The organism is Nocardia jinanensis, assembly GCF_014645735.1.
In the GTDB taxonomy this organism is placed as follows: domain Bacteria; phylum Actinomycetota; class Actinomycetes; order Mycobacteriales; family Mycobacteriaceae; genus Nocardia; species Nocardia jinanensis.
Window position 1 is genome coordinate 594,549 of record NZ_BMMH01000001.1, and the last position, 14,019, is coordinate 608,567.

Sequence of the window (14,019 nt, forward strand, 5' to 3'; positions counted from 1 at the left end):
AAGGAGCGCAGCGACCGAGCGAAGGAGTGAAGAACCGGGGTTGATAGGGCCCCGCCAGCGGCGCCGAAGGCGCCGCAAATAAACACAGCTCAGCTGAAGTGTTCGTCGAGGACCGCGCAGACCGCTTCGGCGAAATCGCCGACGGCGTCGTTGCCGAGGCATCGCGCGTCTTCGGCCAGAGCGGCCCACCTGTTGAGCAGTGCGTCCGATCGCGGCACCGACAGCCCGTGTTCGCGGGCGGCGGCGATGCGCGCGTGATCGGCCGGCAGGAACCAGTAGGTGCTGAGCCAAACCCAGATCAACCGGGCTTCGAGGATTTTGTCCGCGAGTAGTGCGTCGTCGGCGAGGGCGGGCCAGACACCGACCACTTCGGCGCGCCAGGCCTCCACCATCTGCAGAGCGCGCTCGCGGGAGAGTTCGATATCGCACAGGCATCCGGGGAAGGAGACCAGTGCGTAGGCGATATCGAGGGTGGCGTCCCGGAATCCGCCCCATTCGTAGTCGAGGATGCGGGCGCCCTCTTCATTGAGGATCACATTGTCCGGGCACAGGTCCGAAGGGCTGAAGGCACGGAACCGGCCGCCGGTGAACAGTCGCGCGCCGTGCGCGATCTGTTCGCTCACCTCGTCGGGGATTTCCATCCCGAGTTCGCGGTGCAGCAGGGCCGGCATCTCCGTGACGGCGGCCTCGGCTTGCTGGGCGATTCCGTCGACCCGGTGCACCACGTCGACCCGGCGCAGCAGCGCCACGAAATCGGGTTCGCGCCCGACGGTCGCGGCGTGCATCCGGCCGAGGGCCTGCGCGAACGCCATCATGGCGTTGCGGGTGGCCGGTTCGATGCCGGAACTCAGCACATCGGTGAGTTTGGTGTTCTCCCCCCAGGTCGCTGAGGACGAGTAGGCGATCGGGCAGGTTGTGCGCGATGAGGTAGGCGCCGGGGCGCTCAGCGCGGCTCAGCGCGGTGGTGAACTGGTAGGACACCGCTTCCCGGAGGAATGCCGAATCGACGCTGGCGACGCCGGGGGTGACGGTGACATGCTTCGGGTCCGATACCGACCCGCGCACCTGCTTGATGATCAGGGTGCGGGGTAGGGAGAAGGCGTTCTCGGCGACCCGGACACGTAGAACGGTCGTCCGTCCGCTACCGCTGAGTTCGGTGGGGTCGCTCAGCTTCACCGGAGCACCCATTCGCTTTGTGAGCAACTGCTGTGCTGCGGATACGACTTCGGTGGCTCGTTCGGCCAGTAGTGCAGTCATCGCATTTCAAGTTACTCGCATTCGGTCACTTCTAGCGAGCGGTTGAACAACCTTTCCGTGTCGGTCGGCGTGTCCGCTGGGTTCCCCGCCGTGTGACCGGCCTGCTTGACACCGCTGGGCGGGTCGGGTTTTCTCGATCTGAACTGCTGTGCGCCACACCGGAAACCAGTTGCGTCGAAAGGTATGCCAGCGTGACCGACACACCGCGTTCCGTCCCGGTCTCTCCCGGCGATCCGGCCACGGCAGGCAAACAACCTCCGGCACCGGACGCCCCGCGGCCTGCCGCACCGGCCGAATCCGGCAGCGCCGTGGTGAGCAGCGACACCCCACTGCCCGGCGCGCCGCCACCGGCGGGCAAACCGGCCGCGACCGCGGAGGAGGTATCCGGCGCGCCACGCTACACCCCGCCGCCAGAGCCCGCCGGATCCGGTGCACCCGCACCCGGTAACCGGGGTACCACCCCGTACGACGCCACGGAAACCGGCGTGGCCCCCGGACAGCCTGTGTACGGCCCACCCGGCACCGGACCGGACCCGAACACACAGGTCTACGGGCATCAGATGTACGGCACGGGAATCCCCGGCCGCCTCGATATCGGGCACGCGCTCAGCTACGGCCTGGAGAAATTCAAGCTCAACCCCGGTCCGTGGGTCGCGGTCACCTCCCTCGGACTGATCATCTACCTGGTGTTCTATCTGGTCGTCCGCGTCGTGGAGCCGAGCTCGGTGCTGGGCCTGTTCGTGATCTTCGCCGCGGTCATGGCCGGATTGTGGCTGCTGCAGGCCGCCATGGTCCGCGGCGCCCTCTACGAAACCGACGGCTACCGTCCGGGTTTCGGCTCGTATTTCTACCTGGGCAGTATGGCGAACGCGTTCCTGACCGCACTGCTGGCCTTTCTCGCCACCACCCTCGCCTCGGCCCTGTGCCTGATTCCCGGGATCGTGGTGGGAATCGGCTGCATGTTCTCGCTGCATTTCGCGATCGAGCAGGGACAGAGCCCGGTGGAGGCGATCAAATCCAGTTTCCTGCTGGTGTTGCGCGATCCGTGGCGGGTGCTGCTGTTGGTGCTGACCGTGGTCGCGGTGACGGCATTGGGCCTGTTGGCGTGCGGATTCGGCCTGTTGGCCGCGGGCCCGGTGGCGGTGATAGCGGTCACCTACGCGTATCGCACGCTCACCGGAGGCCCGGTTTCGCCGGTATAGCGGGAGCTACGCGCCGCCGGCCTTGGCCGGCGCCTGCGCCACGCCGTTGGCCTCGGCCACCTTCCCCTTCGGCTGGGGTACGGCGTCCAGACCGGCTTCTTTGCGCTGCTGTGCGGTGATCGGAGCCGGCGCGTCGGTGAGCGGATCGACGCCGCCACCGGTCTTCGGAAACGCGATCACCTCGCGAATGGAGTCCAGCCCGGCCAGCAGTGCGACGATCCGGTCCCAGCCGAAAGCGATTCCGCCGTGCGGCGGGGCGCCGAAGGCGAACGCGTCGAGCAGGAAGCCGAATTTCTCCTGCGCCTCGTCCTCGCTGATGCCCATCACCTTGAACACGCGTTCCTGCACGTCCTTGCGATGGATACGGATACTGCCGCCGCCGATCTCGTTGCCGTTGCAGACGATGTCGTACGCGTAGGCGAGCGCATTGCCGGGATCGGTGTCGAAGGTGTCCTGCGATTCCGGCTTCGGCGAGGTGAACGCGTGATGCACCGCCGTCCACACCGAGTATCCCAGCGCCACATCGCCGCTGGCGGTCGCGTCGGCGGCCGGTTCGAACAGCGGGGCGTCCACGATCCACACGAACGACCACGCGTTCTCATCGATCAGCCCGGTCCGGTGCGCGATCTCCGAGCGCGCCGCACCCAGCAGCGCGCGCTGCGCCTTGGCCGGACCCGCGGCGAAGAACACACAGTCACCCGGCACGGCGCCGACATGCGCGGCCAGTCCCGCGCGTTCGTCGTCGGTGAGGTTCTTGGCCACCGGACCGCTGAGCGTGCCGTCCTCGCCGACCAGCACGTACGCCAGACCTTTGGCCCCCCGCTGTTTCGCCCAATCCTGCCAGGCATCGAGCTGGCGCCGCGGCTGGCTCGCCCCGCCCGGCATGACGACCGCGCCCACATAGGGCGCCTGGAACACCCGGAACGGCGTGTTCGCGAAGTATTCGGTGCATTCGGTGATCTCCACCCCGAAGCGGAGGTCCGGTTTATCACTACCGAAGCGCCGCATGGCCTCGGCGTAGGTCATATGCGGGATCGGTGTGGGGATGTGATAGCCGATGAGTTCCCACAGCGCCACCAGGACGTCCTCGGCCAGCAGGATGACGTCCTCCTGGCGTACGAAGCTCATCTCCAGGTCGAGCTGGGTGAACTCGGGCTGGCGGTCGGCGCGGAAGTCCTCGTCGCGGTAGCAGCGCGCGATCTGGAAGTACCGTTCGATACCACCCACCATGAGCAACTGTTTGAACAGCTGCGGGCTCTGCGGCAGTGCGTAGAAGCTACCGGGCTGCAGCCGGGCCGGCACCAGGAAGTCGCGGGCACCCTCCGGGGTCGAGCGGGTCAGGGTCGGGGTTTCGACCTCGACGAACTCGTGCCGCGCGAGCACCGAGCGGGCTGCGGCATTGACCCTGGACCGCAGCCGGATGGCGTGGGCGGGAGCCTCGCGGCGCAGATCCAGATAGCGGTACCGGAGCCGGGCCTCCTCGCCGGGCTGCTCGTCGAGCTGGAACGGCAGCGGCGCGCTCTCGTTGAGCACCTCGAGTTCTTTGACATCGACCTCGATCGCGCCGGTCGGCAGTTCCGGGTTCTCGTTGCCCTCTGGGCGCTGTTCGACCACGCCGACGATCCGCACGCAGTATTCCGCCCGCAGCCGGTGCGACTGCTCGGCCGCCGGCCCTTCGCGGAACACCGCCTGCGCCACGCCGGAGGCATCGCGCAAGTCGATGAAGATCACGCCACCGTGGTCACGCCGCCGTGCCACCCAACCGGAGAGGGTAACGGTCTGACCGGCCTGTTCACTTCGCAATGAACCGGCCAAGTGGGTGCGCAGCACGGTATTCCTTTCGACGGTCGGAGCACACCGGGACGGCCTCCGGATGCGGTTGCCATCGTAGTGGGCCCCGCCGAGCGGACGTAAACGGATATATTGCGAGCACCCGAGCACGCCGCGGCGAACACGTTCACAGACAGGATCAGCGATGACCTTCAACGAGCGGATCCAGATCGACCCCGGCCGCGCCTCTTCCGGCCCAGGCCCGGGCCGGGGCGGAAAACTCGCTCTCGGCGGCGGCGCCGGCGGTTTGATCGTCCTGGTGCTCGCCCTGCTGATGGGCGGGGACCCGGGTTCGCTCCTCGGCCAGTTCACCGGCGCCGAGGATCCGCAACTGGGGACCAGCGAGACGGCCGGCACGCCGGAGCACTGCCGCACCGGCGCGGACGCCAACACCTACGTGGACTGCCGGGTGGTGCTCACCGCGCAGAGTCTGGACGCGGTCTGGTCGGAGGCACTCCCCGAGCAGACCGGCACCGCATACGTTGCGCCCGGAATCCGCTTGTTCACCGGCGGCGTCTCCACCGGCTGCGGATACGCCACCAGCGAGGTGGGGCCGTTCTACTGCCCCACCGATCGGACCGCTTATTTCGATGTCGGTTTCTTCCAGGAGCTGGTCGACCGGTTCGGCGCCACCGGCGGCCCGCTCGCGCAGGAGTACGTGGTGGCACATGAGGTGGGCCACCACATCCAGAATCTGCTCGGCGATATCGGCCGGGCCCAGCAGGACCCCAAGGGTCCCCGGTCCGGCGCGGTGCGCACCGAACTCCAGGCCGACTGCTACGCGGGTCTCTGGGCCCACTTCGCGGACAAGACCCCGGCGCCGGGTTCGGATACACCTTTTCTGGTGCCGCTCGGCGATACCGATATCCAGGACGCGCTCTCGGCCGCGTCCGCGGTCGGTGACGACCGGATCCAGGAGGCCGCCCACGGCCGGGTGAACCCGGAGGCGTGGACGCACGGCGCCTCCGTACAGCGCCAGAAATGGTTCCTCACCGGGTACCGCACCGGCGAGGTATCGGCCTGCGACACCTACTCGGCTGCCGACCTGAACAATCCGGCGGGTCTGCGCTGACCCGCCGGACCCGATGCGTCAGAACTGGTTGTCGTACCCGGCGTCCTCGTCGGCGTCCACCGCGCCGATGACCTCGGGTGCGGATTCCCCGAGCGGCCCGGTGAGGTCGTCGTTGCCGGTGGCGCTGCGGTAGGGGTCGACCGTGCGGGAGTGTTCCTCGTCGCTGTTGCGCTGCCCGGCGGCACCGCCGGGTGCACCACCACCCATGAAGGAACTCGAGGCGGGCGTGGTGGCCGCGGGCATCCCGGTGGCCGGGCCCGGCCGGAGCACATTCGCCAAGGGCGTCTGGGCGGCGCCGGGCACCCCGGGCACCGACGGAGAGCCGGGTATTCCCGGCGTACCGCTCGGCGATCCGGTCGACAGTCCCGGACTACCCGTGGTGAGGCCGGGGCTGCCCGGGGTAGTACCCGGGCTGCCGGAGTTCAGGCCGGCGAGAGTTGTGGCAGCCGGGTCGCCGGTCGAGGAGCCCAGAACCGATTCCAGGCCCGAGGTATCGGAGGCCATACTCTGCGCCTGCTGCATAATCGGCTCACCGACACTCTGTGCCACACTCTGCGCGGCCTCGGCGGCCTGCTGACCATTGACACCCGTCAGGCTCTGCACCATGCCGCCCAGTTCGGCGGTCTTCCCAGCGAGATCACCGCGGGTGGCGTTGGCCACGATCACGGCCTGGCCCAGATGTTCGGTGGCCGAGGCGATGAGCGCGGTCTGCGCGGGCGGGGTCATCACCACCGGGGCGAGTGCGACAGCCTGACCGATGAACGAGGTGGCGATGGTGCTGAGCTGCGCATTGCCCTGCTGGACGACCGACGCGGCAGCCTGGGTGAGAGCCGCGATATCGATACCGCGCTGACTGGTCTGCAGGCCGGAGTTGTTGGCCTCCTGGCCGGCGGTCTGCGCGGTCTGCGAGGCATCGCTCTCCCAGACCTGTCCCATGGCGGTCAGGCTGCTCTTACCCACGCTCATGGCGGTCTCGATGATCTGCGAGGACTGGCTCAGGATCGCGGTCGGGTCCAGGGCGCCGATGACTCCGGTGCCGAAACTGCTCAGCAGATCGCGGATCGGCTGGAACAGCACATCGATACCGGGCAGGGCGGGCAGGGCGGCACCGCCGAGCAGCGCTCCCACCGGATCGGACGGCAGTGCCGGGGCGGCCGCCGCCGGAGCGCCTCCGGCCGCCGCCGTGCCCGACGGACCACCACCGGCGGCGGTGTTCAGTACCTGCCCGAGCACCCCCTGGGCTGTATCCACCACCGGCGCCGCGGCCTGGTTGACGGCGCCGAGCAGCTGGTTCGCCTGGTCGGAGGCGTCCTCGGCCGCGCCGGACAGGATGTCCTGCGCATCGGCCGCGTCACCGCCCAGCCCGGACAATCCCGGCAGTCCCGCCATCGGTGCACCGGCGGCCGCTGGGGCGTCATCGGAGATCCGCTGGGAGAGGAAGAATTCCGGCGCGTCCAGCTGCTGCTCACCGTCCGGAAGCTGAGCCAGCGGTACATCCTGGATGGCAGCGCCCGGGTCCGGCTGCGTCGAGGGCGCGGCAGTCTCCGGAACGCGCACGGGAGCGGTCGGCACGGCCTGCTGGAGTTCGGGCGCGATAACGCCCGCCGCGGCGGTGGTATCGATCGGTCTCACAGGCCACCCCCGGCCGCACCGAGCGCACCGGCCGCACCGTCGTCGGTCATGTCGTAGTTGAACGCGGAGGTGAAGGCGGCCTCCGACAGCTTCTGGTATTTGGCCGACAAATCGTTGATATCGCGCGCCTGCAGCACCTGAGCGGCGGCGAACATGGCCAGATAGTCGGCACCGATCAAACCGAAAACCGGTGTCAGCGAGGCGACATTGGCTACAGCGTCGATATTGCCGGCCGCCGCGATCTCGGTCCCGATCCCGGAATTCGTGATTCCGAACGCGCGCAGGGCTTCGGTTGCTACCGAGATATCACTCATCGAGCTCCCCCCTCATTCTTCGTGAACTTCATCGTGGCCACCACGTGGAATGTCTCGTATGCCGCAACGACGCACACCCCTTGCGGCACCAAATGGTCGCCGCCCGAATATAGCCCACCCGCCCGCCCGCACACGAGACACTGCGGGGCGGCAAAACTAGAACATGTTGCAAATTAGAACAAGTTCTATATTGTCGTCTCCATGAAGGTCGCAGTGACCGGCGCAGCCGGCTACCTGGGTACGAATCTGCTCCCGCTGCTCGCCGAGCGCGGCGACGATATCGTCGCCATCGACCGGGTGGCGCCGCCGCAACCCGGCGCGGCGAATATCACCTGGGTGAGCGCCGATGTCCTGGATCCCGAATCCATGCGAGCCGCCCTCGACGGCGCCGAAATCGTCTACCACCTTGTCGCGGTGATCACCCTCGCCGACAAGCACGATCTGGCCTGGCGGGTGAACACCGAGGGTGTCCGGGTGGTCGCCGAGGCCGCGCACGCCGCCGGGGCCCGCCGGTTCGTCCACGCCAGCTCGATCCACGCCTTCGACCAGTACAGCTGCGGCGGCAGTATCGACGAGACGACCCTGCGGTCCACCGAGGCGAGCCTGCCGGTCTACGACCGCTCCAAATGGAACGGCGAGATCGAACTCCGCACGGTGGTCGAAGCGGGCCTGGACGCGGTGATCTGCAATCCCACCGGGGTTTTCGGGCCCGCCGACCACGGCACCCCGCTGTCGCGGATCAACCGTTCGCTGCGCGATGCCGCGCGCGGCCGTATCCCGGCCATGATCGACGGCGGATTCGACCTCGTGGATGTACGCGATGTGGCGCGCGGCCTGGTCCTGGCCGGCGAGCACGGCCGGACCGGGGAGAACTACCTGCTCGGCGGCGAAATGATCTCCATGCTCGACCTCTGCCGAATGGCCGCGCGGCACGGCGGGAAGAAGGGGCCGCGTTTCTCCATCTCCCCGAAACTGGTCGCGGGTCTCATCCCCGTGATGGAACCGATCGGCAAGCGGCTGGGCACCGATATCGTCTCGAAGGCCGCACTCGGCGCGCTGATCTCGGCGCCGCTGGTGGACCACGGCAAAGCCACCCGGGAACTCGGTTACCAGCCGCGCCCGACCGACGACACCGTACGCGACCTGGTCGCGTTCTTCGCCGATCCGCACGCCCCGCTGCCCGATTTCACCCCGGCTGCTTGACAGCACTTAGAACGCGTGTTCGACTGGTTCGGTGCGGTGGCAGAACCAAACCCTGGACGCCGACGACGGCGCGCTGCCCGGCCTCGACAGGGCCGGGTTCGCCCGCACCGTACAGACTCCCGAATTCGACGGGATCACTTTTCACGAGGTGCTCTGCAAGAGTGCGCTGAACAAGGTCCCCGACGAGTCGAACCTGCCGTTCCGGTGGACGGTCAATCCGATGCGTGGATGTTCGCACGCCTGCCGCTACTGTTTCGCGCGCGGTTCGCACGAATACCTGGAGCTCGACGCCGGAACCGATTTCGACACCCAGATCGTGGTGAAGACCAATATCGCCGCGGTCCTGCGGCGTGAACTCACCCGCCGGTCCTGGCATCGGGAGAAGGTGGCGCTCGGCACCAATACCGACCCCTACCAGCGAGCGGAGGGCAGGTACCGGCTGATGCCCGGAATCATCCGCGCCCTCACCGATTCCGGGACCCCGTTCTCCATCCTCACCAAGGGCACCCTGCTCCACCGGGACCTGCCGCTGCTCACTCTGGCCGCGCGCGAGGTCCCCGTGCACATCGGAATATCACTGGCCCTGCTGGATCCCGAACTGCACCGTGGCCTGGAACCCGGCACCCCGGCACCGCGCGCGCGGCTGGATCTGGTGCGCGCCTGCACCGACGCCGGATTCGCGGTGCACGTCATGGTGGCGCCGGTGGTCCCCTATCTCACCGACGGCCGGTCCCAGCTCGACGAACTCTTCGGCGAACTGGCCGCGGCGGGCGCGGTATCGGCGGTGACCTTGCCTCTGCACCTGCGCGGGAGCACCCGCGGCTGGTTCCTGGGCTGGCTGGCCGAACACCATCCGGCGCTGCTGCGCCGGTACCGCCAGCTGTACCGGGGCGCGGTGGTCGCACCCGAGTACGTCGGCTGGTTGCGCGAGCGCATCGATCCGCTCCTGGAACAGCACGGTCTGCTCGCCGAACGGGAAGACGCACCTCGGACACCACCCGCCGCCGAACCCCGCACAACCCCCCAGCTCGAACTGTTCGCCTGAACCGGCACTGCCGCCACCGGGCCGGACGCCTCGGTGGACGCCCGGACACGGGCCCTGGGCACCACAGCCGCTCACGCTCGGCGCGCCTGATCGCCGCAGCCGGGCACAGCCCACCCACAACCCGCGCACGGCCGCAGCGAAGGGGAGGTACGCCCGATAGGCGCAGCTGGGCGCAGCCCATCCACAGTCCGCGCACGGCCGGAGCGGAGGCGGAGGTACGCCTACCCTGGTAGGTACCACACAGACAAGGCGCACGAGCACCTCGTTCCGCGCCCACCGCCGACCCGGCCCGCGCTTTTCCGGCGCGGCTGCCCCGCCCCGGGGTAGGTTGGCGACTGGCAGCTCATTTCGACGAGGAAGTGAAGCACGCGTATGGTTTCGCACCACGACAGCATCGGCCGCCCCGAGACCGCGTCGGCCGGAAACGATTCCGGCACAGTGGTATTGGACCGTGTCGTGATCCGTTTCGCGGGCGATTCCGGCGACGGTATGCAACTCACCGGCGACCGGTTCACCCATGAGGCGGCGGCCTTCGGCAACGACCTGGCCACCCAGCCCAACTTCCCGGCCGAGATCCGGGCACCGCAGGGGACGCTGCCGGGTGTGTCGTCGTTCCAGATCCAGATCGCCGACCACGATATCCTCACCGCCGGTGACCAGCCGGACGTACTGGTCGCGATGAACCCGGCCGCGCTGAAGGCCGATCTGGGCGAGCTACCACGTGGTGGCACCGTCATCGTCAACACCGACGAGTTCACCAAACGCAACCTCACCAAGGTCGGCTACGCGGCCGATCCGCTGGCCGACGACAGCCTGGGTGAATTCGTGGTCCATCAGGTGCCGATGACCTCGCTCACGCTGGCCGCGACCGAATCCACCGGAGTCGGCAAGAAGGACGGACAGCGCGCGAAGAACATGTTCGCGCTGGGGCTGCTGTCCTGGATGTACGGGCGGCCCATCGGCGGGACCGAGAAGTTCCTGCGGGAGAAATTCGCCGCGAAACCCGATATCGCCGAGGCCAATATCCTCGCCTTCCGGGCCGGCTGGAACTACGGCGAGACCACCGAGGCCTTCGCCACCACCTACCGCGTCGCCCCGGCCGTACTTCCCGCCGGCACCTACCGGCAGATCACCGGTAATACCGCACTGGCATACGGCCTGATCACAGCCGGTTCCCTCGCAGGTCTCCCGCTGTTCCTGGGCACCTATCCGATCACCCCGGCCTCCGATATCCTGCACGAGCTGAGCAAGCACAAGAACTTCGGTGTCACCACCTTCCAGGCCGAGGACGAGATCGCCGGGATCGGCGCGGCGCTGGGGGCGTCCCTCGGCGGCGCGCTCGGCGTGACCAGCACGTCGGGCCCCGGTCTGGCGCTGAAGAGCGAGACCATCGGGCTCGCCGTGATGACCGAGCTTCCGCTGGTGATCGTCGACGTACAGCGCGGCGGCCCGTCCACCGGGCTGCCCACCAAGACCGAGCAGGCCGACCTCTTGCAGGCGCTTTTCGGACGCAACGGCGAGTCCCCGGTGGCCGTCCTGGCGCCGCGCTCCCCCGCCGACTGCTTCGCCACCGCGGTCGAGGCCGCGCGTATCGCCCTGACCTACCGGACGCCGGTGCTGCTCCTCTCCGACGGTTCGATCGCCAACGGGTCCGAACCGTGGGCTATCCCGGCGGTGGCGGAACTCGCCCCGATCGACCCGGGATTCGAGACCGGCGACGAAGACGACTTCCGGCCCTATGTCCGCGATCCGGAAACGCTGGCGCGCCCGCTCGCCGTACCGGGTACGGCGGGCCGGGCCCACCGGATCGGCGGCCTGGAGAAAGCCGACGGTAGCGGCGATATCTCCTACGATCCGGCCAATCACGATCTGATGGTGCGGTTGCGGCAGGCCAAGATCGACGGGATCACGGTGCCGCCCGCCGAGGTGGACGATCCCGACGGTGCGGCCGAGCTGCTACTGGTCGGCTGGGGTAGCTCCTACGGTCCGATCGGCGAGGCATGCCGACGGGTGCGGCGGCGCGGCGGACGAGTGGCGCAGTTGCATCTGCGGCACCTGAATCCGCTGCCGCCCGATCTGGGCGAGATCCTGCGGCGTTATCCCACGGTAGTGGCGCCGGAGATGAACGGCGGCCAGCTGGCCATGCTGTTGCGCGCGAAATATCTGGTGGATGTCCAGCCGTGGACCAAGGTCGCCGGTACGGCGTTCTCCGCCCAGGAACTCGTCGGTGTCGTCGACGCGGCGCGGGACGGTACCCTGGCCGGCCTCGAGCAGGACAAGGCCCGCGCCGCGCGGGCCGGGGCCACGTATCGTACGAACGGGGGTGCGGCATGACCATCGTCGAACCATCGCTGGCCGGAACCGAACTGGGGCTCACCCCGGTTTCCGGCCTGTCCGGGGTACCGACCGCGGACGGCCCGCAGAAGGCCAAGGATTTCACCTCCGACCAGGAGGTGCGCTGGTGCCCCGGCTGCGGTGACTACGTCATCCTCGCCACCGTGCGCGGTTTCCTGGCCGATCTCGGCCTGCGCCGGGAGAATCTGATGTTCGTCTCCGGGATCGGCTGCTCGAGCCGCTTCCCGTACTACCTCGACGCCTACGGCATCCACTCCATCCACGGCCGCGCCCCGGCGATCGCCACCGGCCTGGCGGTGACCCGGCCGGATCTGTCGGTCTGGGTGGTCACCGGGGACGGCGACGCCCTCTCCATCGGCGGCAACCATCTGATCCACGCGCTGCGCCGCAATGTCAACATGACGATCCTGCTGTTCAACAATCGGATCTACGGTCTGACCAAGGGGCAGTACTCCCCTACCTCCGAACCGGGCAAGGTGACCAAATCGACCCCGATGGGTTCGGTGGACCATCCGTTCAACACCCTGTCGGTGGCGCTCGGCGCCGAAGCGACCTTCGCCGCGCGGGCGCTGGACTCCGACCGCACCGGCCTGAACGAGGTACTGCGCGCGGCCGCCGAACATCGCGGCACCTCGTTCGTGGAAATCCTGCAGGACTGCCCGATCTTCAACGACGGAGCCTTCGATGTGCTGCGCCGCGGGGACAACGAATCCCGGCTCATCCGCCTGCGGGACGGTGAACCGCTGCGGTTCGGCGCCGACAGTGAGTACGCCGTGGTACGACGGGGATTCGGGCTGGCCGTGGTACCAGCGGCGAATGTGCGCGACGACGAGATCATCGTCCACGACGCGCACGCCGACGATCCCGAATACGCCTACGCGCTGTCGCGGCTCTCCGATCAGGACCTCGACCATGTGGTGACGGGCGTCTTCCGGTCGGTGGACCGGCCCACCTACGACGACGGTGTCCGCGCTCAGACCGCGGCGGCGCGGGAACGGTTCCCGGTAACAGCGAATTCACTGCAGAACCTGCTCACCGGCCCGGAGACCTGGACCGTGGACCGAGTCCACGAATCCACGACCGCTGTGCCTGCCGACGGGACATGAGGGCATAGCGCCGGGTGGTGCGGTCGTCACCTCGGTCGGTGAAGGCCGCGGAGGTGACGAAAACCGTGATGGTCACCGCTCGGCGCATTCAGCGCTGTCGGGCCGCCGCCGCAACGCCGGTCGGCAGCGGTGCGACGATGGCCGAAACTACGAGTGAGCGCCGTCACTCGTGCTTGTTTTCGGTGCCGGGCGAGAGCACGACGACGCAAGCGGCTATCCCGATGCGCCGATACCGGTCAGAACAGGGTCGTGATCTCTTGATCGGTGAGAACGATCGGGGCGACGTAGTCCTTGGCCCGGGTCAGCGTCACTGCCCGATACAGCGGCCGCTCCGAGAGGGCCGCATCGCGCGCTTCGGCCCGGAGTTGATGGACGAGCAGATCGGCGACCGCGAGCGCCGCCGGGAGTTCGCTGCGCACCAGCGCGTCGGCGAGCCGCCGCAACCCCAGCAGATGTAGTTCCCGGCCGCTCCCGGCGTCGGTGTACATGGCCAGCGGGACGATCTGGCGATCGGGTCCGGCGGTGAGCCGCAGCACCAGCCGGCTCAGCCTGCCGGGGTACACGAGCAGTTCGACCCCGGTGGCAGTCGCGATATCCAGCAAGCGGGTGCCCAGCAGGGTCCGGGCATTGATGGTGGTTCCGCGCAGCCACAACCGGCGCCGCCGGACGGCCACCACGTATCCCACGACCGGTACGGCCACCACCAGTGCCGCCACCACGCCCACGACCCCGCCGAACAGCAGGCCGGTGATCGCGCCGACACCGAGCGCGAGGGCGAGGGCGACCAGCGTCAGCCGGCGCAGCACCGGCGCGTAGACCTCGGGGGCCACCAGATCCAGCCCGATTCGCTGCTCGGCATCGGGCGGGGGTACATCGGTCACGGCAGGCGCTCTTCGGTCCGGGGACGGGGTCGCACCGGACAGTACTACGCCCCGTCGGGCAGTGTGCATTTCGCTACAGCTCCGCCGAAGACCCCGTCGCTCCGCCCGCCGCGGCGGGCGGA

General features: G+C 68.6%; 10 protein-coding genes and 1 pseudogene. 6 read left to right on the forward strand and 5 right to left on the reverse strand.

Features of this window, described 5'->3' with window-relative positions; genetic code table 11:
- Nucleotides 1-89 precede the first annotated feature (89 nt).
- Nucleotides 90-1,257, reverse strand: a pseudogene (locus IEY68_RS02720) (phosphotransferase family protein).
- Nucleotides 1,258-1,448: 191 nt separating this feature from the next.
- Between IEY68_RS02720 and IEY68_RS02725 the strand changes: the two are divergent.
- Nucleotides 1,449-2,459, forward strand: coding sequence for a hypothetical protein (locus tag IEY68_RS02725; protein WP_229718568.1), 1,011 nt, complete (start codon nt 1,449-1,451; stop codon nt 2,457-2,459).
- 6 nt (nt 2,460-2,465) lie between these two features.
- Here IEY68_RS02725 and aspS read toward each other — a convergent pair whose 3' ends face one another.
- On the reverse strand, nt 2,466-4,289 hold the full coding sequence (aspS, locus tag IEY68_RS02730) for an aspartate--tRNA ligase (RefSeq protein ID WP_058853172.1): 1,824 nt from the start codon (nt 4,287-4,289) through the stop codon (nt 2,466-2,468).
- A 145-nt stretch (nt 4,290-4,434) separates the two neighbouring features.
- Between aspS and ypfJ the strand changes: the two genes are divergently transcribed.
- Nucleotides 4,435-5,361 carry a KPN_02809 family neutral zinc metallopeptidase gene (gene ypfJ / locus IEY68_RS02735; protein ID WP_058853173.1) on the forward strand — a complete coding sequence of 309 codons (927 nt, stop codon included), beginning with the start codon at nt 4,435-4,437 and terminating at the stop codon, nt 5,359-5,361.
- An 18-nt stretch (nt 5,362-5,379) separates the two neighbouring features.
- On the opposite strand, the gene IEY68_RS02740 is transcribed toward ypfJ, so the two are convergent.
- Entirely contained in the window at nt 5,380-6,993 is a 1,614-nt protein-coding gene (locus tag IEY68_RS02740) for a hypothetical protein (RefSeq protein WP_058853174.1), read from the reverse strand.
- A complete protein-coding gene (locus IEY68_RS02745; RefSeq protein WP_058853175.1) occupies nt 6,990-7,307 on the reverse strand; it encodes a type VII secretion target in 318 nt (105 codons plus the stop codon). Before IEY68_RS02745 ends, IEY68_RS02740 begins: the two co-directional genes overlap by 4 nt.
- A gap of 201 nt (nt 7,308-7,508) precedes the next feature.
- On the opposite strand from IEY68_RS02745, the gene IEY68_RS02750 reads away from it, so the two are divergent.
- The 4 genes from IEY68_RS02750 (at nt 7,509) to IEY68_RS02765 (ending at nt 13,016) form a co-directional block, all read left to right on the forward strand.
- Nucleotides 7,509-8,510 carry an NAD-dependent epimerase/dehydratase family protein gene (locus IEY68_RS02750; protein ID WP_058853176.1) on the forward strand — a complete coding sequence of 334 codons (1,002 nt, stop codon included), beginning with the start codon at nt 7,509-7,511 and terminating at the stop codon, nt 8,508-8,510.
- Between the two features lie 31 nt (nt 8,511-8,541).
- Nucleotides 8,542-9,555, forward strand: coding sequence for an Rv2578c family radical SAM protein (locus tag IEY68_RS02755; RefSeq protein ID WP_058853177.1), 1,014 nt, complete (start codon nt 8,542-8,544; stop codon nt 9,553-9,555).
- A 372-nt stretch (nt 9,556-9,927) separates the two neighbouring features.
- Nucleotides 9,928-11,889, forward strand: coding sequence for a 2-oxoacid:acceptor oxidoreductase subunit alpha (locus IEY68_RS02760; RefSeq protein ID WP_058853178.1), 1,962 nt, complete (start codon nt 9,928-9,930; stop codon nt 11,887-11,889).
- Nucleotides 11,886-13,016 (forward strand): 2-oxoacid:ferredoxin oxidoreductase subunit beta, encoded by a 1,131-nt coding sequence (locus IEY68_RS02765; protein WP_058853179.1) that lies wholly within the window; start codon nt 11,886-11,888, stop codon nt 13,014-13,016. Before IEY68_RS02760 ends, IEY68_RS02765 begins: the two co-directional genes overlap by 4 nt.
- 236 nt (nt 13,017-13,252) lie before the next feature.
- Here the strand turns inward: IEY68_RS02765 and IEY68_RS02770 are convergent, their stop codons facing one another.
- The gene (locus tag IEY68_RS02770; protein ID WP_058853180.1) at nt 13,253-13,897 is read right to left on the reverse strand and encodes a hypothetical protein; all 645 of its coding nucleotides are present in this window, start codon (nt 13,895-13,897) and stop codon (nt 13,253-13,255) included.
- Nucleotides 13,898-14,019 lie beyond the last annotated feature (122 nt).